Raw genomic sequence first — 22,968 nt, 5'->3', positions numbered from 1 at the left:
GGTTCGACTCCTGTCAGAGGTACTCGCGGAGATGGAGCAACAGCGGCTCGGAAGGTTCATACCCTTCACATCAGTGAGTGCAATTCTCACCTCCGCTACCAAATGCTGGTGTGGCTCAACGGCAGAGCAACTGTCTTGTAAACAGTAGGTTGCAGGTTCAAATCCTGTCACCAGCCCCAGAATGCGAATGTGGTGCAGTGGCTAGCATCCCTGGCTTCCAACCAGGAGACACGAGTTCGAGTCTCGTCTTTCGCTCCAATCTTGAATCTTGCGAATGTGGTGTAAGGGCTAACACCGGAGTATGCCAATCTCCAGATGCGAGTTCGACTCTCGCCGTTCGCTCTCGTAGTCCTGTAGCTCAACGGTAGAGTAAGCGCCTTACAAGCGAGGGGTTGTAGGTTCAAATCCTATCAGGACTACCAACAATGGGAGTGTCGCCTAACGGATAAGGCAACTGTCTTCTAAACAGTTTCATGCAGGTTCGACTCCTGCCATTCCTGCCAAACTTGGGACCATAGCTCAACTGGCTAGAGCGTCCGCCTTGCAAGCGGAAGGTTAGGGGTTCGACTCCCCTTGGCTCCACTGTGACTGAACCCGAAGTGGTGGAGGGGCTGGTTTGTGACACCAGTGTTAGCGAGTTCGACTCTCGTCAGTCACCCCAAATAAAAATTGCGTGCTACGCAATAACTCAACGAGAGAATACGGGTTTCAGGCTTCAAAAACACTCAAGATTATGCTTGTAGTATGGGTGTTTTTAACTTTTCTAGTCCAGAATTAGTCCAGCCTGTTGTAGTACAAACAGATTGAGACTTTTCTAAGCTTCCTCATCAATGAACATCAATCGCTTAATAGCCTTCAAAGGCTTTGAAGATAGTTCATCCCTGCTGTCGGTCGCATCTCAAGCTTTGCTAAGTTGTATATTTTGGGGCAATTTAGAAAGAACTTCAAAAGAATTTCACTCTATGGTAGGGATTATTTTACGAGTGACAGCGGGTTTTTGCTTTGGAGGTGCAGCTTTAGCTTGGTTAACTTGGTCGAATGTCAATGCTCAATTGATTCCACTAGAAACAACACTTGTCTTGAAAACTGGTGAAACAGTTTCGTCATCTTTTGTACCGATTTCTGAGCTACCAGAACCACTAGAATATTCCGTTCGGCTTCAATTTACTAATACTCAGCAGCTATCACTGAACTGCCAAGCCGTTGAGAAACTCAAAATTCGGTGGACGATTTCAGTAAGTCAGGAAGTAGAAAAGTGGGATGGAGTTGTTGGACAAACTTCATCCGCTGATTATTCCTGCTATGACGATGGAAGCGTTACGTTGGTCAGATTTTTAACCTCGGCGTTGGAGCGCAACACTACGTATTACCTAAACCTAAGAGTTAGTGATGAAGTGGTAAGGAATCAAGGGCTTGAGGTCAATGGAGTAAGAGTTCATGTCATCGTTGAACAGAGTGCAGGAATAGAAACTCATTATTCCTTAATCGATCAAGCCTTTTCAGCCTTTATAGGAGGAGGTTTCCTGCTAATTGGGGCTGTATGTTGTTTGATAGATCTTGTTTTAGTCTTTCGTAGGCTAAAGTTGCAATCGAGTTCTTCAGCACAGCGAAAAGAGGATGGGATTTAGTGGAGTGCTTAAAGTCATCCACTACCATCTTTTCCGTTAGCTCCTCCTGACTCAACTGAACTGTTACCCGAAGTTCTCAATAGGTCAAAGCCTACTATTAAATGTGGTAGATTTTCAGCCTATACTCTCTATCCAACTCATGCGATCGCCTTCCCGCCTATAATTGCGATCCTGTTGATATTCCAGCTATTGAGAATGCTTGAAATCCCTGATATACCAGAGCTTTAAGCTAAAAATTCCTGCTTTGGGGTAGTAGGGGTCCTTCTTGAAATTTAGAGGGGCCTCTGCTTATATTTAGGCAAAGTTTAGGCAAGCAAAGTAAAGCGCTCTCTACAACCTATAGCTAGAGAGCGCTTTATTATTTCCATGAAAGGACTGCAAATCCTTTCTCTTGAGATTCTGTTGCTATCTCACTTGTCAATAACTGATTCAATCATGTTGATGATTTGTGGTAGTTTCTCCGCTAACTCCTTTTCCTCCGGGCTTTTCGGAGTAGTCTTTTGCCAGTTTCTAAGTTTGGTTACAGCTTGTCTCAGCAATAAAAACCGGTCAGTTGTCCTATTTTCTTGTTGATCTTCATTCAGATAGCGCCTCACAGTCCTCAAACTTTTACCAACAATAATTTCTAAAGCAGGACGTAAAGCCTTTTTTCCCTTTTCGGGTCTTCCTCTTGCATCTACATATCCCGCAGCACGCAATCGTTCTGCTAGCGTCTTGACTTCTACAGGAGTGTAATCACGACGTTTTTCATTCTCAGTTACCTCAATTTGTAATGCAAGTTCAAGGTCCTGCTCTGCATCAAACGGCATGACTCGTACTGGAATGCGATCGCCTGGGAAGAGTTTCTGATAAGTGTCTGAAGCTCTATTCTTAAGGACTTCAATAGCTGCCCTGCGATGGCCACCAGCAAGCAACCTCCCTTTTGTATCCACCACTAATGGCTCAATCAGCCCTACAACCGCTATAGATTCGGCTAGAGCATCCACATGTTTTTTGTCTAATGGCCTAGTGTCTGTATCTATTCGATTTTGGATTTGCTCTAGAGGTATTGTTGCTCTCTCTAGCTCATTTGATGCACTAACCTGCTCATTTAACTGGTTTTCTGGGTCGATCCCTCCTTGGGTGACCCAGGAATCAGCGGCAGGCGGTGTACTTGGTTTTTGAGCTATGCGCCTCCGTTGCGGCTTCACCATGCTTCTACTCCTAGGAGTTTTAAGATTTCTTGGCTAAGCGCTTTTATTTCCTTAGCAGCAGTGCTGGCGGGTGCCAGCTCAAATACGGAGTAACCAGCAGATGACTCAGCAAATGCAATTCGTTGACCAACAGTTGATTTAATAATTTGAAATGGATAGTCAGCTAACGCTGCTTCAATTTCCTGGCCAATGGCTGTATTCACAACTTTTCGATTGATGCAAAAGAGCGCTTTTATTTCTGGTTTAAACTGCTGAGCTTCCTCTATTAACTGCACGGTTTCTGCGGCTGCCCAAACATCGTACGAAGATGGTTGAACTGGAATGAGTACCAAGTCTGATGCAAGAATTGCAGACTTGGACAAAGCAGATACGCGCGGCGGGCTATCAATAATGCAGTGGTCGTAATTCTCTAACAACGGTAGTAGGTCACGATGAAGCGTATTTCGTGCCATTCCGATTACAGGAAAAGGCGATGGTGTCTCTCTAGCTGCTGCCCAAGTACTAGCACTTGCTTGCGGATCAGCATCGACAAGCAAAACACGTTTTTCCGAGAGGGCGATCGCATGAGCGAGATTGATTGATAAGGTTGTCTTGCCTACACCCCCCTTTTGATTAGCAAGGGTCAAAATCATACGGTTTATTTGAACAACTATTCTGAATACATGAATTCTATGCCCTACTGCTTAATGTATGGCTGTGATTGCTGTACTAGTTGGCTCGTACCGGCTTCTACCTCTAGGCCCCAACAACGCCAGCAATTATACAAGTCAAGATTTCTTCGCATTTCAAACAGGCCTCTACTACCACAAGATAGGAATTTATCGTTTGAAGATCCCTAATAGCAAGAGTTCAAGCATTCTCAAGAGCTGGAATATTAACAGGAGCTCAATTACAGGCAGAAAGGCGCTCGCCCATCACCTACAAGCGATCGCTGATTACTTTCAAAAGCGAGGAGAGGGATCATAAACATTGTGAGCGATGTCGGCTGAACTGGTGCAAGCTTCCAATAACTCTGCCCACATCTCTTATCAGCCGGACAGTGATGGGAGACACGGGGGCGGTTTGCACTGGCGGGCTACCTGTCTGTTGGGGTGCTCCAACCTCAGCGCTGTTTTATTTGGAGTGCGATTTTCTACTTCCCTAAGATTTGATTCACCTGGATCACCCTCTATTGAATAGTCATATATAGGAAGGGGTGATCCAGACTCAGATTCACTTTGAAGAAGCCGATTACGCTTATTCGCCCGCTGCTCCAAGATGGTTTGTAACTTCTGCCAGTGTTTCTCATCAAGGCGATAGATACGTTGCTTCTTTCCGTCAATCCGCTGCCACCTAAATGTAACTTTGAGGCATATTTGCTCTAACAGCTGATGAACAATTTGGGTATCACTTACACCATCATGAACTTGAAAATTTAGAGCCTTTTTGATCAGAGTGGCATTGTCACGGGCCTTCGTCGCGATGGGTTCTAAATCTGCCGCTGTCCATTCGCGGTTTGGATCGATGAACTCTGCTAGCCCTAAGTAATCCCGAGCCTGCCGCTTGATCTCAGCGCTGCCTATGTCCCACGGCATGACACCTTTACCCCATGCCGCTTGCTGCTCAATAGAATGTACATCTCGGTGAACGGCTAAATCGGCATGGAGCTGATGTTCTAGCTCAAGAATCTGAGAGCGTCGTCTACCTGAATCATCCCATGCCACTAGTTCAGGAGTGATGTCATGGGTAGCGTAGAAGTCACCCAGGCGGTAGCGAGTCAGCGCTAGGTGATCCTCTGGGCTGATAGTTTCTCGGCTTTCGAGCTCTGACGCTTCAGGATAAGTCAGAGGACGCGCTTGAGTGATTGTTGTTGCCTCTATTTGCTTAATATCTGCCTTGGCTTGCTTTAGTAACAGTTTGGTTGCCTCGTGACTCTCAGCTTCAACCACTGTGACCTGATGCCCCTCAAATTTCAGGCGGGCTAGCAGAGCATCCCTAAGGTGATGCATCGCGAAGTTTTGCTGTGCCGAAATGTGGGCAAACGAGTTCAGGTGAGGATCGTTTTCCCAATTGTAATGAGTGAGCTCGCCAGCGACATCCTCACGCAGTTGGGAGCGGAGCAAGCGCACTGTAGCATCAGTACGAAGCTTCAAGTCGCCTTTGATTTCAGCTGGACTTGTGGATTGGCTGACCTTACAAAAATTGCGCCCACGCGGCGCAGTCCAAACCGTACGCGGCACATTCTCTCGCACCCGGATCAGGTGCTGAGCTGCATCCGCATCTGTGACGGAGACACCATAGAATACGCCGAAGACCCCAGCGATAATGTCCTGGGATTCGATACTGACCCCAGTGCCCATTGAAGGCGAAGCAATAATCACGTCATACTCGCCTCTCGCCAGTACTAAGTCGGGACTGGAGATGAATTCCCGTTCGGCCTCTCCACCACTGGTTTCGGAGTTGAGTAGTAGCACCCTAGCTCCCAGCCCCTCACATTGCCTCGCCAGCCTCGCCAGCGTTTTTGAGCCTGCCTTGCTATCCGTAGCGACAAACACAACTTCGCCTGGCTGGCGCGTCGCGATCGCGGTCAATAGCTCAGCGGTGATCACACTGGCATTAGGTGCTTGAATATAGCGAACTGGGTAGCCCTCCGGCTGGTAATCGTTCTGGATGAGAAAAACTGGAGCATCACCGCCCCGCAACTCGCGCACATAATCTAAAGTCACATTGTCCAGGTCTGCATCAGCGAGGATGACTCGTTTGGCCGCCCTGAGCAATTCCCGAAATCTTGCTAGCAGTGCAGGTAACTTACCCTCTTTACGGCAAGTTGAGCTAGTGAGCAGGTGTCTTGTAACCTGGCAAACTTCATCCAGAATGAGATCACATCCAGCAAATTTCTGCGGATCGAGGGCGAGCAGCGAATCAACGCACGAGCCAATTCTTAGGGTGTAACCGCTGCCCGTGATATATTCGCCACGAACCTTATCAATGTCTCCCCGATAGTCCATCTCTAAGCGCTGGCAGAGATTGCGCACCAAGCAGACGCGATGCCCCAAGAGGGTTGCTGCTTCAGTGTCTTGAGTTGCATTGGCGATAAATTTTGTCTTACCCGTGGCCTTGGCAGAAGCGATCGCTAGGATTCCTTCCTCAGGTAATTCCTTCAGGTCTAGCGTGGATAAATCGGCTGTGTTGAGGCGGATAGAGGCTTTGTAAGTGAGTCGTCCCTTCAGGCGCTGCCACAATCTCCACTCTGCCAAGGGTAAAGCCTGAGAGCAGGCATCCTCGAAAGCCTGAGCCCCACAGTTCACAATTAGATCATCTACGCCCTTCCCTTTGGAGCCATCCCAGGATGCAACCTTCACAAGGCATCCTTCTCCCTCCAATAACTCCCCAAACCGAGCTATGGCAGTATTCACTCGTTGTCGAGTCTCTGGCTTAGCATCTTGGTCGAAATTGAGCGCGATTTCTCGGCCTGGAACGGCAAAGCGCTGAACATCTGAAGTTAAACGGGGGGGAATGGGGTTGCCCAAGGTATCTTTCGTTCTGTAGCCGCCATTTACCCCATAGAGGGCGATTGCCACCCGACCTAAGGAGAGTTCGGCTAAAGCCTTCTTACCTCCCTCGTCAATGTCGATCGGGATTTCTGGATGATGCTCCAGCCAATCCCAGAAGCTACCGTCTAGCGGAACTTCGACGCCATAACGCTCAGCTATTTTTCGCCGGATGTTTGCTGGAATAGGAGGTAGATAAGCCCTAGAGCCGTTGTCTTTGGGTGTCTCGTATTTCTGAAAGTCGCCTTTCTCTGCATTAAAGCGGGGATTGCTCAGCTTCAGTTGCCAGGGTGTTCCATCCTCGTTTTGAAGGATCGCAGCAGATAAAGCCGACCTAGCCTGATAGCCAAATCGTGTGACGTGCCAGTTTAGGGCTTCATGGATGGGATAGCAGACATCACCCCCCAGTCCCTGCTCGGTATCAGCAACAATCTCGATGCAGGCATCAAAGAGTTCAGAGGCAATTGCTGAACCCTGAATAAACTCGTGCTTAATCCTGTCAGCAAATTTCTGCTCTTTAAGGGTAGAAGGTGCGGGTGCTTGGAGAACTGCGTTCATGTCACACCCCTTGCCACGCAACACGAGTCATGGTGGCACCAGGTGAACTGTCCGTCATCAGCGAGAAACGCACCTCGCCGGATGCGATCGCTGTAGATGGTAGATTTTGCCCCCTGCACTTCTGTTCCAGTTGGCATCCCTGGCGCGGGAAGTTGCACTGTTCCACTGATGAGGTCGCCGCAGGAGGTAGCAGTGACGCGACCGTTGGAGTGGAGGGGGGAGTGAGAAGTTTTTTCGACGGGTTTGGATAAGTCCCTGTTTTCTGCTAAGGATGGCAGTCCTATGGCACACGATGCCATAAGAGACGAAAGTTTATTTTTCATTTGGGTCGTCATGTATTTGAGGTACATGGCGGCCCTTTGCCTTTTTCTGCTGTTTTTATCTTTGATTAGGGCTTGATATCTAATCAAGTGTTAGGCTGGAAATCAGAAATTTAACTTGTGGTCGCTTTTTTCGAGTTCTGTGGATCGACGGCAAATCGATCCAATGAAGCAGAATGAGGTAAAGGGCGGCCTTTTTTTTGAGCGGAAATTGAACTAATACATTTGTTCTGAAATAAGGTTGACTCAGAAAACGAGAACTGTAGCTGTAACCCTTGCTGCAAAGAGCTTTGATGCATTAGGCACTTTATAAGTGATGTCTAGGTAAGTGATATTGGGATACCAAAGCGGCCTTAACCAAGTGATACGTAAATCGTTCAAATGAAAGAAGCTTACGTTTAATTTGCTGTTTGGTACTTCTAATTCCCTTCATTGCTACCACCCCCGCCCCGTCGCTGATCTTGCAGATACTCCAGAATGCGGTGATTCTCGGTTTGTAGCCCGCGCACTTCTGACTGCATCTGCGTCATCACTGCGCGGTCGGCGGCGGCTTGCTCCACAACGCCTGTAAACCACCCAGCAGTCTCACTAGCCAGCCCAGTGATTTGATGCTCTAGGTGATCAAATCTTTCGCTGAGCGTGGAGCGCATTTCATCCACGCTTCTTGCCAATGCGTTTACGCTCCCAGCGAGTTGGTTAATTTGGTTTGAATTGGCTTCGGTCACGGCTAAAAGTGCTGCTAGCCGTCGATCCACATCATCAAAGCGCTGTTCTGTTGTCATAGTGTTTTTGCCCTGAGTTGCGATCGCCTCTACTTGTCCTCATTTTTACCCTCTTCAAACTGTGGCGCTTTAGGCGCTTCCCCTCTTAGCACGCTTACTACGATTGCTGTAATTAAGTTGGGAACTGTTCGGATCTCTTTGTCTGCCCACTTCTCAAGAATTTCGTACTGATCATCTTCGAACGATACGGTGGTCCGCTTCATGTCATCCGCCGATTGCTTGCAATGCACAGATTTTAGCCCTCCTACAAGAAATATCCCTGTTTGCACCAAGAAAGTCTATCGATGTATCTGATGTAATTGATGTAATCTATGCTAGCTTGTATCCATCAAAGGCACAAACAACGAACACGAAGCGAACACATTAGACCAGTTCTATTTCGCATGTCTAAATCGCTTCAAGCCCCGCTCAGACAAGGATTTAGCTTAATTTTGCTAGGAGATTTCGATTTATGACTACAAGCCTCGCAGCATCCAGTCTGCGTACACAGCAGGAACAGCCAGTGGCGATCGAACTGAAACGCCCTGTGGTCGTCTTCGACGGTGGCAATCGCACCCTGCAATGGATTGATCCAGCCAATAAGCCCCGCACGATTCCCGCATTTATCAAGCAAATTGACCCTACCTGGGAGGAAGCAACCCCCGACGAGCACAGCGTTGTCATCAGTTCAGGAAATGAGCATTTCTGCCTCGGTGCGGTGGCTCGTGATATGAAGGGCACCCCAGTATTTCAAGACAACAAGTGCGAACTGGCTAAGAAGTTGGTACTAGCCGCGATCGAACCTAATCTTGGTTCTACTGCCGTCACTATTGGACGATTGGTAATTGCTCTACCGAATAGCCGTAACAAAGCCGATGTATCTGAGCTTAAGAAGATTGAAGGTACTCACCAGTTCACTCGCAATGGGCAACGCATCACAGCAGTTGTGCATGAAGTGAAGCCAATTGACGAGACGCAAGCAGCTTACAAATACGCGATGAAGCGTGAGATCTTCCGTAGCCGACGCAACTCGAATGGCGTGCTGGATTTGGGCGGTGGAACTGGAATTGCTCGACTGTACAGCGCGGGTGGTTCTTTGATTCGGGAAGCCGACGCGGTGCTCCCTGGCACCTACGATTTGGCCCGACGCATTGCTGCCCGCATCAATTCCCAACTCTCTACCAGTCCTGATTTAAGTCAAATCATGGACGGCATTGAGCGGGGCGATTTTGAGCTTGGGACTAGCGGCTTCTGCTTCCAAGAGGCATTTAACAAGGCTCGTGAGGATTGGCTAGCAGATATTCGCGCGGAACTGCGAACTCGATGGAATCAGTGGACGAGTGAAATTGGTGAAGTGCTGATTATCGGGGGCAGTGCTTGCTTGGCTGAGCCGCTAGAAGAAACTACCAAAGGGCGCTTTAAGATTGCTCGACATCCCCAAATTTCCAACTTCTCACAACTGATTTCGCTGCTAGGAATGGCAAGTGTATAGGGGGAACGATGACCAGCCGTATTGTTCTCGATTCAGACACACGGGCGATCGTTGACCAAATCCAGGGCATCACAAAAGCCAGCAGTCCCTCCCACGCGATCGCCCTCATAGTAAGCCGCTACGCTAAACACCTGCTGGGTACATGGGAATTAGATCCTGTCCGACACCCGGACCCCAGTCCAACTGACCTTGCCCCCGGTGCCTCTGTTTTTCTGGGAACTATCCCGGCCTCGGTGCCCGACAATTTCAGATTCGATGAACCAATTGAACTGTAAAGCCAGCCTGAACTTTGGACGGCAAAGGCTGGCCTTCACTCCCTACTGATGCAGAAAGGAAGCTATACCTATCATGACAAAAACCACGACCTATTACGCTCAAACTCCTGAGATTGACGAGCTTGTAGAGGAGTTTGGCTCTCAGCTTGAGAAGCTCAGTCGCGAAGATAAACTGAGCCTTCGGATGCTACTGACGACCTATCTCTACCTGAAAGAGGTGGAGGACGAGTGGACGCTCGATGCAGTTGTGACAGAGACTCCACTGCACGAGCCCAGCGAAGCCTTAGACGAGGCGATCGCCATCTTAGAGGACACTAACGTTGATGCAGCAGAAGGCTTGATCGAAGCCTTGACTGCCCAACTCCGACACGGCAATGCACGTCGGGGAGGGCACTAACGATGGAAGTTTTTTCTTACATCGACCAGCCTGCCCAAACGCCTGAGATTGATGAGCTAATAACAGAATTTGGCTCCCAACTCCAGAAGCTGACCCGCGAGGACAAACTGGGACTCCGAGTGCTCCTGTCCACCTACAGCTATTTGCTTGATACCCAGGAAAAGTGGGCGCTTTTGGGTGCTGTTCTCGACGAAACGCCAGTTCAGCCTAGTAAGGAACTGGACGAGGCGATCGCCATCCTGGAAGAAGTTGACCCCGATGCAGCCGAGGGACTAATCGAGGCCTTCACCGCTCAGTTGAGCCAGTACCACGCACATGAGGAAGGGCACTAATCATGGTGGTTTGGAGCTATATCGAAGAACGAATTGACCGCTTCAATCAGGCCAAGACAGAACGCGATCGCGATGATTTCCTTTATCGAATTGGCAGTCATGCTGATGTGCTGAATTTGGAGGATGTCCGCCTCATTCGAGAGAACAATGGGGCGCTCACTTCAGAGCAGCGCTGTGCCGTTTTGGAGTGGATGATCTACTCCGCTGATGCCGAGGTTAGAGGAAATCTAGTGTTACTGATTTTTGGAGCGCGCCAGCTCCGCGAGTGGCACCAAAAGGCCAAGGCTGCATACCCCGACCTTGAACTGGTGCTAGGTATTCGGACGGCTAAGGGCACTGAGGATTACCTGGAGCGGGCCTTCTACTTTCGTCCGCTGCCGGGGGCGCTTAAGGTTGATCCAGACTGCGATTTTCCCTGGAAGCCGCGCTGGGATATGGCCGAGTATTTCTGGGGTGATTGGGGCGATGGTTGTCACAACGAATTCGACCTCACCCTAAACGTGTACCCCGACCAAGACTGCGTCACCCTCGACGTGGATATGGAGGACTGGGAACTGGAGCCAGAAAACGACCCTGACCTCTTCCTCATCCGTGACCTCCTGGGACTGCCTGACCTAACCCCAGCCTACTAACTGTGCCGTCGGCTGGTGGTGCGATCGCCAGCCTTAGTCAAGCCTTGAAAACCTATGAATATCACCTCTGGAAAGATAGTCAGCTTTGCCAGCCTGGGTGGGCTTGTCGTCATTGCTAGCTTTAGTGCCACCGATGCCGCATTACGGCAGCAGTCCTGGCAAAAAGCACAGGAGCAAAAAGCCCAACTTGAATCCCAAGCCGACTTAGAGCAAACCAAGGCTGAGCAGGCCAAAGCGATCGCCAAAGCTTACGAGCGCAACCAAATCGCCCATGTAGAAGCGCTCATCATCCGGGATTACACCCTCTCTGATACCCCTCCGGTTGTGGACTGGCAGCATGTCACCGACCCCAGCCGCAAAACCCTTATCTACGACCAATACCGCCGCTGCATTGGCTATGCCTTCAACGGACAATTCAACTTCATCCAAACCAATAACCAAGCTTGTGAGGTAACTCCATGACTACAGAACGCACTCCTAGAGACCGCTACCACTCTCGCCATCGTCGCCGTCATCCCGGTAGCGCTGAACCCAACCGAGGCCGTGATCGCAGCATTGATTTAGGGTCCGTGGTGAATCGAATTCTCTACTGGGTTACATGGCTAATGACGCTACCCATCAGAGTGGTGTTGTGGCTAACTCAGCCTCCTGGCAGTGCCATCTTATTCGGGCTGGCAGTGTTTTACTTTGTCGGCTTGAGCTGCGAGGGCTACTGGCAAGCGGCTGTATCAGATGCCCCTAGCTTCATCCTCAAACCTTTCATTCAAGATGATGCCGCGCCATTGCTAGTCTTCACGGCCTTGCTGAGTCCCACGTTCTGGGTGGCATCCATTCTCAGCACCGTGATCCAGGCGATTCAAGCGACTGTGCTTCGCGATATTAGCCTAGCCCAAGCCCAGCGCGAGTATGAGGCAGTTAGGGACTACACCGTTCCTGACAAGCGGCCTGATGCAGTTGATTTGGTCGAGTTTAAGCGGCGGCAACTGAAGCAGGCAGGCACCAAATCACTGCGAGTGAAAGGGTTTGTTTGCCTGTTGGCCTACGCCATTGACTTCATTGTTTCCTTTAGCAATTTCCCCCTGTTTGGAACGGATGGTATCGGAGAACTGCTTCGCAACCTCACCTGGATTGCCCTGAGTATCTTCGGAGCGGAATGCGCGATCGCCCTGTTCTTAGATGCCTTGGACAAAGGCCGTGAGGCCGTAACCCCCAAGGTCGAAGTAGCCGAGTAAGCCCAAGTGAATGTTTAGCCCCGGCAGTGCTGTCTGCTGGGGCTTCTTTATAGGTGACGACGATGAACAACTCTTACAACGAAAGCTTTAGCGCCCTGCTAACTCAAGGCCAGATTGCAGACGCATTTGAGAACCGGATTACTGAATTGGAACAGGAGGCACACGAGTTTCGCTTAGATGTGGAGTCAGGAAAACTGCTCAGCGCGGCGCTGGGTGTGGTTGGACTGGTACTCAGCGCCAATCCTGTGATTGCCGTGCTAGGTGGCTTTGGAGTGTGCGGCTATGCGTGGATGGTGCTAACGGACTACCAAAAAACTAAGAAACTGCTGCCCATCCCTTGCCTGCGGAAAGGAGTGTTTGAACTGTTTGCAGCAGCTGGGGAATACAGCGACACGCGCCAAGTGCAACCGGACGATCCAACGGATGACGTGTCGAGCTGCCTGCCTCCAGCCCAGGCGACAGAGTACCAACTGCTAGCCTTAGCAGGCGATCGCCTAGTGCCATTCCTGAAGCAAGTCCCAGCGGAGCGACGGTTCGCAGCTTACCGTTACACCCTGCGCCAAGTGGCAATCCGTCATGCCCTGCCCACCCTGGAGGAAGCGATCGCGGCCTCTGATGCCCCTGCTTTGCCTACTGGTGATACTGGCTTGCAGCAAGTTCCACCTCAGGCAGCAACAGAGCTTCCACCTGCTGATGATGAACAGCCAACCCCTGCTGATACCACGCTCCAAGCAGAGGTGCCGACGGTGATTCAGGTGCCAGATGACGCAGGCGATCGCCCTGCTGATGCTCCAGTTGAAGGAGCGCTAGACCTGAGCAGTGGCACCCTTGAGGAACGCATGGAGCGACTGATGGATGCCTTAGAGCATGATGGATTTCCTATTGTTCGATTAATTGATGAGCCATTCCTTTGGAGCTATGGCGAATCTCAGAGCGGTAAAACAACCATCATTAACCTGGTCAACGCTTGCCGCCTAGGGTTAGGTTTCAAGGTGTCCTACGCCAGCACTGACAACGACTTTTCATCCCTTAAATGGGACCTGCTAGCCATTGGTGAGGCGAAGTACAAAGATTACCTCGATACCGTCATAGAACTGGCATCAGAGGCTAAGAAGGGGCAACTGGAGGGTACAGCATTTACCCTCGATGAAATTTTCCAAGTAGCTCAGATTCTTGAACTAGACCTTGGCCCCTTGATGACGGCGGCGATCGCCAAGGCGAACAAGTCTCGTGCCTGCTACAGCTTTATTACCCAGAACGACACTCTCACGGGTCTAAAACTTGAGGGAGTGAAAGATGCACTGGAGAACATGCGAGTCTTTATTACGGCTCATGCGGTTCGTCCTGAGAAGCGAGGCCGTCCGCATCCGTCAGGCTCCTACACAATCCAGTTTCCCAAGCGCCAACCAGAGAGATGGACGTTGCCAGCATGGATACTAACGGAGACTAACGGCTATGGAGAGCCTGACCCGGTGCAGTGGATACTCAACCGTTTCCCTGAACTGAGTGGAGGTCAGACAAGCCAAGCGAGACAAGTGGAGCAGCCAAAGCAGGTAGAGACACCTGCTCAAACTCGCCAGCAGTTGGAGAACCTTCTCGCTCTAGAATTCAACGTCACCTCGCAACCGTCCGCAGCTCCACAACCGGAGCAAAAAGCGATCGCTTCTCACTTGCAGGCGATCGTGGATTACTTCCACAGACGAGGTGAAAAATTGAAGCCACGTGACGTTTCTAGAGCCTCATTAGCTGCACTAAAAAAAGTGTCCACTGATGAGATTCGGGTCTACATGGATGAACTCGTCAAGCTAAATATTTTGCAGTGCGAGGGTGATATTTTCTATTTGACATAGGGTGCCTTTGTCGGGCAACCGACACTACCCGACAAACCCACAGAGAGGATAGAAGGGACTGTCGGGTACGGCCCGACAAGTTACCCGATGCCCGACACGGCAAAAACGACAACCCCACCCGACAAAAAACGACGAGTTACCCGACAGCCCCGACAAATCAAGCCATGAAGGAGAAAACATCAATGGAAAATCAAACCATCGAAGATCTGGAAGAAAAACTGCGGCATGCCATGCTCACCAGTGATGTTTCTACGCTCGATGAACTGATCGCTGATGACCTAGTTTGGACGATGCATACAGGTTCTGTAGTCAACAAGCAATTCGATCTGGACGCGCACCGCTCTGGAATCTTCCGGTTCACGAAGCTGGATATTAGCGATCGCCAAATCCATCTGTATGGCGACTGCGTGGTCGTCACCCTCAAAGCAGAACTTGAAGGAACCCTGAACGGTCAAGCTTTCTTAGAAGCCTATCGCTTCACCCGTGTCTGGTTACAGCGCCAGAACCGTTGGCAAATCATCGCGGGTCATGTAAGCCAAGTGAGTCTTTGATTTCATTCACTCACTCACCTCTGGAGCAGCGATTGCCAGTAGGGGAAGCCAATGGACGAGATATTTAGATTCTGAGGGATTACCTCTCACCCACTCTCCCTTTTGGTGGGGCTGGAACCACAATCAATTCCCCGATGCCAATTTTGGTTAGCAGGCCTGCAATCCAGGGCTTTCCCCCGTACATGCATCCGTACTGCTCAGCGATCGCTTCAAGCGCATTTCTTGTGTCCTCAGACATCCGCATAGCCACTGTAGGGTTGTCGAGCTTTGGGCGCTTCCCTCGCCCTAGCTCAAGGTTCTTTAACTTTGGATTTACCTCTGAATCCAGCATGGATGCTCCTTCCTCTGATGGTTAAAAACATGCTAGCGCTTTAGGAAATTTTTCTCCTAAACCTATTGACATTCTTCCTAAACCTCTATTATCTTTAGGAGAGATGGAAACGCACCTAGACAACTGAATCCGACGAGTAACCCCCAGAGCCTACCGATGCACCAGACCCCTTGGAGCGGGCGGGAGTGAAATCCACAGTGAAGGTAGAGGTAAGGGCCAAAAGCTGATTCTGCATAGCCAACTTACAGCGCTCCGGTAAACAAGCCGGATGGCGGGTGCAACTCCCACTAAGCGCCTAGCCGCACACGACACATACAGCGGCAGTAAGGAGATTTTCATGAATGCATTAGTTGTTGAAAAGTTTGCTTTCCAAGTGGTTGATTGCGCTGCGATCGCTGCTCACTTCATCGCTACCCGTAACTACAAGCGGATGTACAGAGAAGGGGCCGAACGCCATACTGAGACGATTGAGGTTGCTATCGAATCGCTAGTTGCTCTCTACGGATGGATGATGCTCCAGTTCAGCACTCCTGAGCCAGTACAACCAATGCTGATGGGCAGTGGGCCGATTGCTGCCTTCCCCCCAGCTACTGAGGAGCCGCAGCGGGTACTGATTACCCCGGCTCCAGTTAGCAACAGCGATCGCGTCCTAGTCACTCCTGCCCCAGCAGTTGAACAACTGGAGGCAATTGATGACCTACTCGAGATCGAGCCAACTTCACACCCAACGAATTGGGCCTTGGCTATCCGGCAACTCAAGACTCTAGCTTCTCTGGAGTCAGTCAAGGGCTACTGCAACATGCCAAAAGCTCGACTGGTCGAAGTACTGACTACCTAACTACCGCGCCCTGCTCCGAGGCATTGTATCGGGCAAACCAACAACCGCTCTTCGGTTCTGAAGTTTCTCGGCCAAAAGAACCAAGCGCGGCGTCCACTTCAACTGGAGATGTCAAACAATGGGACCTTAAACGATGACTCGAACTGCTTCCCAAAGCCAAGAAGATTTCTTCCAAAATGCCCTTTCTCCATAAGCATCATAATGACAAATTCAGCTCGTAGAGAGTGACACTATTAATAGCTAACTGATTGCAGGCTATTTGTAGGACGTTTAAAACGGTTTTTCAAGCAGTTGTAGTACGCAACTGGCTTTTTACTTAGATAGGAAAAGAATTCATGATTCAAATTTCAAATAAATCTAACTGTTCTTAAAAAAAGCGTCATCAATTTTTTGATACCATAATTTAGCTGCATTATAAGTTCCAGCTTCGTTAAAATGAACGCCATCTAAAGTTTCGCGGTAAGGAGTATCAAGAGAATCAGTATCAGGTCCTTCTAGGGCTATGCCATCATCCCAGATTCGTTTTTGAGCTTCTCGCACTGCTTCTGATACTTTGCCTTCCCCATAGGTGGCACGAGCCACTAACCACGGAATTTTGATTTCTGATTTGGATGCTCTCTGGGTTTCTCTAATCACAGTTACAAGCTGAGTGTAATATTCATCTGAGGTCATTCCCTGATCACTCTCTCCCTGATGCCACAATATTGCCCTCACCCCATAAGGGTTAGATGCTTCAATTGCTCTGATTAGCTGCCTAAAATTCTCACTCCCTGGCTTCCAATCTCTGATACTGCTGCCACCTACAGCTACGTTAATAAATCCAATCGGCACTCCCAACTTCTTTGCAAGCATATCTCCAACTAGAGGCCAAGGTGAACCCCCACCACCTCGAACCTGAGGGTCATCTCCATGTTTCCAAAGAATTGAGCCATCTTCCTGGAACTGTCCAGATCGAACCTTCTCAGAGTTTGATATAAATAGACTTTTGGAACTCCCTGCTGCATTGGATTGTCCTACAACAATAAACACCTCACCTATTCCCACTTGGATGCCATTATCGATTCGATAGCCCGTTCCTTGACTCCTGCCAAAAACTTTTATCCATCCTGGAAAAGTAGATATCTTACCTTCAAAGTATGAAAACCGAGGGGAACTATCAAGGGATATCCAATTCTCTGGCTGAATTATTTGCAGCTCAGGGCTGGCTATCACGACTTCAACTGACTTTGCCAACAAACCAACACGCCCAGACAGTTGAAGAAACGACTCGCCTTTGTTAGCTCTTTGAACTACTTGACCATTCTGAATGTTTGACCAAGTATGAATTTTAGTGTCGAGGAACAAGATAGTTCGCAGCCCAAGTGTGTTGGTCAAAACTAAAACCGAGAAAAAAGCAGCAATGAATATCGTCGTTAATCCGACTACCTTTCTACTTACTCTTCGATACTTTTTCATTTAAATATCCGTCTTCGCAGATTGCATACCTTATTCCTTGATTTTTTAAAGCAGCCAAGGTTGATAGTTCAAGGTGTAGTGCAAGTTAGGCGATTGCTTTTCACAAATTGGGCTGGGCTACCGACAATGATGGTGTAAGGTTCCACATCTTTTGTTACGACAGAACCCGTCTGTATTTTGTAATGGCGACCATCAAATAGGCAACCGAAGTTAATCACATTGCGATCGCCTAGATGCGCTTTTCTTCCGTTGAGAAATCGACATCCCATTTGTACAGAGGTTCCCGCTCCCACTTTTGCTAAATATGCTTTGAGATAAGCTACGCGGATGCTGTGGGATGGTAAGTTCCCAATTAGATGAGTATAGTAATAACTCAGGACGCTGCCAGTGAGGAGTTTTGGGTTTAAGGCCGCCATGTTGTTGGTACTTCTTGAACTATAGCTCAGTCAAATTTCCATGAATAAACCCAGCTCTAATTCCACGTTCAGGATTACGAAGTTTGACGTTTTCACGTAACTTTGGTGTGCATGGTAATTCTGCTGCCCAACATTGTGCTAGGCTATCTGATCTAGGTATAAGAATGGTAACGTGATTTACTTTTTTTCGTGATACTTCTAGGTTTGATGGCTCGTAGGCATCAGGATAGGAACCTTCTTTTCCTGGCTGGCGTAGCCATTGGATACTAAGCATCTTAGGGGGTAAAAACCACCTAGATTGTTCACTTGGATTGGCGGATACATCTCTCCTTTCAATTGCAGCAAGCAGCTTTCTTTCAGGAGTAGTTTTAAACGAGTAACCAATAGAGATAACTAACCCGGAAAAGAATAAAAGAAATACTAAAACAACTTTACTTAAATTTTTATTTAAAAACAAACTAGTGTGTTGATGAATAAACGGAAATAAAAGCTTGTTGTAATAGCTGGCTAATAGTAAGGATGGTAAAAGGGCAAGATATCCCAGTCCAAATCTGGTAGTAGGAGCAGCATACATCATGAACGCAATTCCCAATACTCCTAATGCTAATAGCCAAATTTGTCTACGAATTTGGTATGGTTTTGATATGTGCAAAATACTGACAGCAGAGATAATTGAGCAAATGAGCAGCAAGACTGCCTGTTTTTCATGTTTAAACCAGTGCCATAACCATAGTTGAGAATTTGGATTAGACGGAACTTCCCCAGACCATTGGGCATATTCTCGAATAATTTTAGACATTTCCTTGGCGTTTTCTGAACCGAGAGACCAAGGCAAATGCAGGCACATTAAGGATGATGGGTAAAGAGGACATCCTGATGTAATGACTCCAAATATAAATAAAGGCAATACTAATAAAGCAATAATAGCGCTAGCGGCTATCAATCGAACAACAAATCGACGCCCTAGAATGTAAAACAAACTTGATACCAATAGTAGGGGCAGAGCGCTCATTTTTATAGTCAAAGCTCCAGCAGAAAGAATTACAGGTATTATTTTACCCTCTAAAATAGGAGTATGAATTTGAGATGAGAGCGGTTTAGAAGCAACAAGAATTGCCCATGAGATAATTATAGTAATTATCATCACAGGTAAATCAGGTGAAGGCGATACTATTATTGGCATCAGATACCTGGTAATAATAAAAATGGATATTAAAGAAAAATTAATTACAAAATAGTCTTCAAAATATGCTCGATTCGTGAAAGCACGGCTAAGGCAAATCAAAAAATGTAAGGTGGCTATTAGATAAGCAAAGCCGTTTGTGGCTGTAAGGGATCGAGCTTCAAAAATTCCACTATTAAATGGTGCAGCTAGGGCAAACCAAGATGAAATAAATCCGAATCGGTCATGAATTAGAGCCAGACCAGGGACTACTCCAAATTCAGATAACCATTGGATGGCTTGAAAATGGTATCCACCAGTGTCACCATAGGTAATTGGCCGAGATATCAATGCAGCTATACCAAGCTCTAGAATGAGAAATCCAAAAATTAAGCCAGGAGACACAACTGAGCGAAAAGCTACAATCTCAGTACGTGTGCGATGTGACCTAATAGCTACCGCAGCTATACAGACACTAACCATCGCACCTACCAATGGAGATAAAGGGAGAATCAGCGAGACAGCTAAAAGTGAAACGCAAAGGATAACTAATCCTAGCCACACTGCAATGATAAAGCGATCGCCAATTCGCTCGAAACAGTCAGCTTTTACACTATTAAGAATCCCTATCCCTATTAAGAAGCAAACTAGAATTAAACCTGTCCAAGCAATTGTAAAGAAAAGCATTATCAGTTACCTCTTAAGCCGTGATTAAATACTGACAATCTCTGAGAAGGTAATAAGTTTAAGCTTTAGTCGATATAGCAAATAGTGACCAACCGGCAGCAATTCTCATTATGAAAATTCTTGTAATACAAACGTCCTGCTTTGCCCAAACAACTCGCTGAAACAATGACTCTACCGTTTGAAGATTTGAGTGAAAATTGTGTTTAAGCCATTGGCAGTAGTATAAACGCTTCAAAATGAGAATTGCTGCTCCATTCCAATTGGCTTCTGGATGCTTGAGCGTGAAGATCGGCGGGAACGTAAGAGAAGGTAAAAGAGAAAAACCGACCGTTGCTCGATGTAGGGTGATCGAGGGTTTCCCTTGTTTGGGGAAGTAAGATTTAGCTTACTAAAGCTCTACCCGCTAAATCTCCTCGCCAGCACTCTGCCCATTCAAATTCAATTCTGGACGCTTTAGCAGCTTGTTCATCATCGCTGCGATCGCCAATATACAGAGCTTATTTTGCATCACCTCCTAGCAAGTGGCAAATTGCCATGATCAATAGCCCAGGGTTGGGGTTCCGAAACTTGCCTATTAATTCAATTCTTTAGCAGTCTTTTGACGATGCATCTGAATGCAAACGCTAGGGTCAGGATGTGGGTGTCCCTTATGAAGGTAGAACCATTGCCAACCTGTAGAATCGGGGCAAAAGTAAATGCTTGCCAGCTCTGGAATGGATTGTATGGTAAAGCACAACTCAGACTTGTACTGATCTAGAGCTCGGGGTTTGATACTTTGGCTAGCGACTGCCACAATCTTCCACTGCTTAGCTATAGCTATGGCGATTGTCGCTTTAACCCTTTCAATCAACGGGTACAGGCTGTTTAAGTCGAGTATCAAGATTTTTGAAACCATTACGATTTTTTGTAGGTTATCTCTCCCACTTTTCCCAGCCATAGCGGCTCAGAACTTGAAGAAATTATTTGATTTAGCGATCGCTTTCTTGGTCTAAGCACTCTCGAAATATACGGATGATTGCTGCGGCTTCAGCTTCAGAGGCGTTCGCGATCGCACTGTGAAGTAATGCTTGAGCCTCGACAAGCGTTTCTCTCGCTTCTGGCTCCTCCCTCACACGTTTGAATCAGTTCAGCTAGTCAAGCCAGTATGCCAGCACACTCTTCTTTACCAGTTGTCATTGGCGATCGCTCACACCGTTGCTAGCAATGCCTCGACTTTACTGATGCGCTGCTGCAATTTCTCGATTTCCTCGCCTAGGGCTTTGATACGCTTACCACGGGCGATCGCAGCTTCGTACTCTGCCACCTCAGAGGCTTTGAGGTACTTGGACTTTTTGCCATCAAAGATAGGGTTGCGGCTCCTGAGTTGCCAGTAACGTTTCCCAGTTCTAGCAGTGCCGCCAGCACCACTTTTTGCAACCCAGCAATCAAGCAGTACCTCACCTTCACCGCTGATCCTCGTGCGCTCAGCTTGGAGAGTGGCGAGTTCCTGGTGCAGGTCTTGCAGCTTGGTCATCTTTGATTCATGTGCAATTTTTGCAATCCTATCAATTTTGCACATGAATCAAAAGGGAAACTGCCCTCAATGTTGAAGCCTGCGCTGAGCGAGGAGGCACACGAGGATCAGGCTTGGGTGCGCTATCTAATCGGGGTTATGTCAGGCGATCGCAGCATTTTGATCACGCCTTATCACGCTCTTTCACCCCCTTTGGCTCATCCAGGGAATTTGTCCAATTTAGTCCTAGTGGACAATCAGCGTCGCTATCCGCCAAGACTAAATTTTGAGGGCGCAGCAGGGCGATCGATATTTGTATGGTTCGTCCAGCTTGTTCAGTCATTCTCCTGCATGTAAGCAAGTTGGCTTGTTGGAGAATACAACAGCAACATCGAATCATTGGCGAATTGCCCACTAGCGTAACATTCTCCTCCCACCTCAAGATCTGACGGTTTCCACGAAGGTGCTGGAGAATACTTACCCATGTTCGTTGCTACATCTATGTCGAGACAAGCTTCAAAATCCTGAGCGAGTAATTGTTTCTCCCTAATAAACTGCTCAATATTTGATAAGTTCACATTAAAGCGACAAGAGTAGGAATAACCGTAATCTGCATCCCTTTGACCATTAGTTACACACTGAAGGCCGGATACTTTCCCAACCAAATTGGGATATTGGATGTAGAACCCCGGATAAGTTGAGATGGTACTACGGGTATTCAGCAGACGAGGAACAGCGAATCTAAGGAGTGAGAGATAAGTAATGAAACAATAAGGAACAACAATCGCACAAACAATAAGGAATCGAAGTAATTGCTTTTCCATTAGAGCTCCTTACGCAGTCTCTTTGTGACCAATAGCACTAAAGCAGCCAATACCACAACACTTAAGCTTGCAATCGCTCCGAGTATCCATATGACTAGTTGATAACATTCTGAGCGATCGCTACTTTCACTCTTTCACCTAGCTCTTTAAGGCCGTTAATCTCGCTGATTTGCGGGTGGCGATCGCTACTTGTATTTCCCGTCCAGCTTTCTCAATCATTTGCCTGCATGTAAGCAAGTCGGCTGGTTGGAGAATACAACAGAAGCACCTGATCAACGTAAGCTCCTGTAACTCCTCGATATTGGTCGTTGATGTAACATTCTCCTCCCTCCTGAACGCCTGACGGTTCCCACGATGCCGGAGCATACCTTCCTACGTGCGGCACATCCATGTTGCCACACTCTCGATCCTGAGGGAGTAACTGGCTCTCCCTAATAAACTGCTCGATATTTGATGAGTTCACATTGAAGCGGCAATGGTGGGAATAATTTTCATCTGTCCTGTCTCGACTATTAGTTACACACTGGAGGTTAGATACTTTTCCAACCAGATTGGGATATTGAATGTAGAATCCAGCATAAGTTGGAACAACGCTATGGGTACTTAGCAGACGGGGGACAGCGGAAGCAACAAGCAAGACATAGGCAATGAAACCACAGGGAGCAACGATGGCACAACTAATGAGTAGTTGAGGAGCAGAAAAAAATGAACGTCTTGATCGTTGTGCCATCGTTATTCCCTATGAAGTAGCACCAAGCTAGCAAATCTCAAACGTTCAAGCTTTCAATCGCCCTAGAAACTTAAAGCCGCGATCGCCCCCTCCAGTTGCAGCTCCGACACTTCTAGATACCGCTAGAGTGACTGCAAGCTGCGATGCTTTGATATTTCCTAAATCACTCGGCGTTGCACAAAGAGCGAATGATTTAGACAGGAACCAGTACTTTCCAATGTCTCAGATAGTAGGTCAATAAGCAAATAGAGGCTTCCAGCATCTCTTGTGACTTGGAATAAC

General features: G+C 48.0%; 26 protein-coding genes and 7 tRNA genes. 18 read left to right on the top strand and 15 right to left on the bottom strand.

The window, feature by feature from the left end:
* The first annotated feature begins 104 nt into the window (after positions 1-104).
* The 8 genes from H6F68_RS24100 to H6F68_RS24065 all read left to right on the top strand — a co-directional run bounded on the left by H6F68_RS24100 (position 105) and on the right by H6F68_RS24065 (position 1,628).
* Positions 105-179, top strand: a tRNA-Thr gene (locus H6F68_RS24100).
* A gap of 4 nt (positions 180-183) precedes the next feature.
* A tRNA-Gly gene (locus tag H6F68_RS24095) sits at positions 184-258 on the top strand.
* A 12-nt stretch (positions 259-270) separates the two neighbouring features.
* A tRNA-Gly gene (locus H6F68_RS24090) sits at positions 271-342 on the top strand.
* Between the two features lie 5 nt (positions 343-347).
* A tRNA-Val gene (locus H6F68_RS24085) sits at positions 348-422 on the top strand.
* Between the two features lie 5 nt (positions 423-427).
* Positions 428-503 (top strand) — tRNA-Arg (locus H6F68_RS24080).
* A 5-nt stretch (positions 504-508) separates the two neighbouring features.
* Positions 509-582: transfer RNA gene (locus H6F68_RS24075), tRNA-Ala, on the top strand.
* Positions 583-584: 2 nt separating this feature from the next.
* Positions 585-661: transfer RNA gene (locus H6F68_RS24070), tRNA-His, on the top strand.
* 169 nt (positions 662-830) lie between these two features.
* Positions 831-1,628, top strand: coding sequence for a hypothetical protein (locus tag H6F68_RS24065; RefSeq protein WP_190562963.1), 798 nt, complete (start codon positions 831-833; stop codon positions 1,626-1,628).
* Between the two features lie 410 nt (positions 1,629-2,038).
* Here the strand turns inward: H6F68_RS24065 and H6F68_RS24060 are convergent, their stop codons facing one another.
* From H6F68_RS24060 to H6F68_RS24035, 6 genes are all read right to left on the bottom strand, one after another.
* A complete protein-coding gene (locus H6F68_RS24060) occupies positions 2,039-2,821 on the bottom strand; it encodes a ParB/RepB/Spo0J family partition protein (protein WP_190562962.1) in 783 nt (260 codons plus the stop codon).
* A complete protein-coding gene (gene parA / locus H6F68_RS24055; RefSeq protein ID WP_190562961.1) occupies positions 2,815-3,453 on the bottom strand; it encodes a ParA family partition ATPase in 639 nt (212 codons plus the stop codon). The genes H6F68_RS24060 and parA overlap by 7 nt, the downstream gene beginning before the upstream one ends.
* 396 nt (positions 3,454-3,849) lie before the next feature.
* On the bottom strand, positions 3,850-6,909 hold the full coding sequence (locus tag H6F68_RS24050; protein WP_190562959.1) for a plasmid replication protein, CyRepA1 family: 3,060 nt from the start codon (positions 6,907-6,909) through the stop codon (positions 3,850-3,852).
* A complete protein-coding gene (locus H6F68_RS24045; protein WP_190562957.1) occupies positions 6,906-7,208 on the bottom strand; it encodes a hypothetical protein in 303 nt (100 codons plus the stop codon). The genes H6F68_RS24050 and H6F68_RS24045 overlap by 4 nt, the downstream gene beginning before the upstream one ends.
* A 440-nt stretch (positions 7,209-7,648) precedes the next feature.
* Positions 7,649-8,011: a hypothetical protein gene (locus H6F68_RS24040; RefSeq protein ID WP_190562955.1), complete on the bottom strand. Its 363-nt coding sequence runs from the start codon at positions 8,009-8,011 to the stop codon at positions 7,649-7,651.
* A gap of 29 nt (positions 8,012-8,040) precedes the next feature.
* Positions 8,041-8,241 (bottom strand): ribbon-helix-helix domain-containing protein, encoded by a 201-nt coding sequence (locus H6F68_RS24035; protein ID WP_199300304.1) that lies wholly within the window; start codon positions 8,239-8,241, stop codon positions 8,041-8,043.
* A gap of 221 nt (positions 8,242-8,462) precedes the next feature.
* On the opposite strand from H6F68_RS24035, the gene H6F68_RS24030 reads away from it, so the two are divergent.
* The 7 genes from H6F68_RS24030 (at position 8,463) to H6F68_RS24000 (ending at position 14,200) form a co-directional block, all read left to right on the top strand.
* Positions 8,463-9,482, top strand: a complete 1,020-nt coding sequence (locus H6F68_RS24030; protein ID WP_190562953.1) for a ParM/StbA family protein — start codon at positions 8,463-8,465, stop codon at positions 9,480-9,482.
* Positions 9,483-9,830: 348 nt separating this feature from the next.
* Positions 9,831-10,154: a hypothetical protein gene (locus H6F68_RS24025; RefSeq protein ID WP_190562950.1), complete on the top strand. Its 324-nt coding sequence runs from the start codon at positions 9,831-9,833 to the stop codon at positions 10,152-10,154.
* A 2-nt stretch (positions 10,155-10,156) separates the two neighbouring features.
* Positions 10,157-10,486 (top strand): hypothetical protein, encoded by a 330-nt coding sequence (locus H6F68_RS24020; protein WP_190562948.1) that lies wholly within the window; start codon positions 10,157-10,159, stop codon positions 10,484-10,486.
* A gap of 2 nt (positions 10,487-10,488) precedes the next feature.
* Positions 10,489-11,118 carry a hypothetical protein gene (locus tag H6F68_RS24015; protein ID WP_190562946.1) on the top strand — a complete coding sequence of 210 codons (630 nt, stop codon included), beginning with the start codon at positions 10,489-10,491 and terminating at the stop codon, positions 11,116-11,118.
* Positions 11,119-11,172: 54 nt separating this feature from the next.
* On the top strand, positions 11,173-11,580 hold the full coding sequence (locus H6F68_RS24010; protein ID WP_190562944.1) for a hypothetical protein: 408 nt from the start codon (positions 11,173-11,175) through the stop codon (positions 11,578-11,580).
* Positions 11,577-12,350, top strand: a complete 774-nt coding sequence (locus tag H6F68_RS24005) for a hypothetical protein (RefSeq protein WP_190562942.1) — start codon at positions 11,577-11,579, stop codon at positions 12,348-12,350. The genes H6F68_RS24010 and H6F68_RS24005 overlap by 4 nt, the downstream gene beginning before the upstream one ends.
* 62 nt (positions 12,351-12,412) lie before the next feature.
* Positions 12,413-14,200 (top strand): hypothetical protein, encoded by a 1,788-nt coding sequence (locus tag H6F68_RS24000; protein WP_190562939.1) that lies wholly within the window; start codon positions 12,413-12,415, stop codon positions 14,198-14,200.
* Positions 14,201-14,224: 24 nt separating this feature from the next.
* On the opposite strand, the gene H6F68_RS23995 is transcribed toward H6F68_RS24000, so the two are convergent.
* Positions 14,225-14,380: a hypothetical protein gene (locus H6F68_RS23995; protein WP_190562938.1), complete on the bottom strand. Its 156-nt coding sequence runs from the start codon at positions 14,378-14,380 to the stop codon at positions 14,225-14,227.
* Between the two features lie 2 nt (positions 14,381-14,382).
* Between H6F68_RS23995 and H6F68_RS23990 the strand changes: the two genes are divergently transcribed.
* Positions 14,383-14,751 carry a nuclear transport factor 2 family protein gene (locus H6F68_RS23990; RefSeq protein WP_190562936.1) on the top strand — a complete coding sequence of 123 codons (369 nt, stop codon included), beginning with the start codon at positions 14,383-14,385 and terminating at the stop codon, positions 14,749-14,751.
* A gap of 79 nt (positions 14,752-14,830) precedes the next feature.
* On the opposite strand, the gene H6F68_RS23985 is transcribed toward H6F68_RS23990, so the two are convergent.
* Entirely contained in the window at positions 14,831-15,082 is a 252-nt protein-coding gene (locus H6F68_RS23985; RefSeq protein ID WP_190562934.1) for a hypothetical protein, read from the bottom strand.
* Positions 15,083-15,419: 337 nt separating this feature from the next.
* Here H6F68_RS23985 and H6F68_RS23980 point away from each other — a divergent pair, with 337 nt between their 5' ends.
* The gene (locus H6F68_RS23980) at positions 15,420-15,920 is read left to right on the top strand and encodes a hypothetical protein (protein ID WP_190562932.1); all 501 of its coding nucleotides are present in this window, start codon (positions 15,420-15,422) and stop codon (positions 15,918-15,920) included.
* Positions 15,921-16,277: 357 nt separating this feature from the next.
* On the opposite strand, the gene H6F68_RS23975 is transcribed toward H6F68_RS23980, so the two are convergent.
* From H6F68_RS23975 to H6F68_RS23955, 5 genes are all read right to left on the bottom strand, one after another.
* Entirely contained in the window at positions 16,278-17,375 is a 1,098-nt protein-coding gene (locus tag H6F68_RS23975; protein ID WP_190562930.1) for a sialate O-acetylesterase, read from the bottom strand.
* A 68-nt stretch (positions 17,376-17,443) separates the two neighbouring features.
* Entirely contained in the window at positions 17,444-17,791 is a 348-nt protein-coding gene (locus H6F68_RS23970) for a hypothetical protein (RefSeq protein WP_199300301.1), read from the bottom strand.
* Between the two features lie 19 nt (positions 17,792-17,810).
* On the bottom strand, positions 17,811-19,640 hold the full coding sequence (locus H6F68_RS23965) for an LIC_10190 family membrane protein (protein WP_190562928.1): 1,830 nt from the start codon (positions 19,638-19,640) through the stop codon (positions 17,811-17,813).
* Positions 19,641-20,608: 968 nt separating this feature from the next.
* Entirely contained in the window at positions 20,609-20,752 is a 144-nt protein-coding gene (locus tag H6F68_RS23960; protein ID WP_190562927.1) for a hypothetical protein, read from the bottom strand.
* Positions 20,753-20,826: 74 nt separating this feature from the next.
* Entirely contained in the window at positions 20,827-21,153 is a 327-nt protein-coding gene (locus H6F68_RS23955; protein ID WP_190562925.1) for a hypothetical protein, read from the bottom strand.
* Between the two features lie 69 nt (positions 21,154-21,222).
* On the opposite strand from H6F68_RS23955, the gene H6F68_RS23950 reads away from it, so the two are divergent.
* On the top strand, positions 21,223-21,489 hold the full coding sequence (locus tag H6F68_RS23950) for a hypothetical protein (RefSeq protein WP_190562923.1): 267 nt from the start codon (positions 21,223-21,225) through the stop codon (positions 21,487-21,489).
* On the opposite strand, the gene H6F68_RS23945 is transcribed toward H6F68_RS23950, so the two are convergent.
* The gene (locus H6F68_RS23945; RefSeq protein WP_190562921.1) at positions 21,468-21,956 is read right to left on the bottom strand and encodes a hypothetical protein; all 489 of its coding nucleotides are present in this window, start codon (positions 21,954-21,956) and stop codon (positions 21,468-21,470) included. The two genes, H6F68_RS23950 and H6F68_RS23945, sit on opposite strands and share 22 nt — an antisense overlap.
* Before the next feature lie 211 nt (positions 21,957-22,167).
* Complete coding sequence (locus tag H6F68_RS28750; RefSeq protein WP_206755557.1) at positions 22,168-22,686, bottom strand: hypothetical protein; 519 nt, start codon at positions 22,684-22,686, stop codon at positions 22,168-22,170.
* Positions 22,687-22,968 lie beyond the last annotated feature (282 nt).

The sequence above is a fragment of the Trichocoleus sp. FACHB-262 genome (assembly GCF_014696035.1).
Lineage (GTDB): Bacteria > Cyanobacteriota > Cyanobacteriia > FACHB-46 > FACHB-46 > Trichocoleus.
This window is presented reverse-complemented; position numbering and strand designations above follow the sequence as displayed.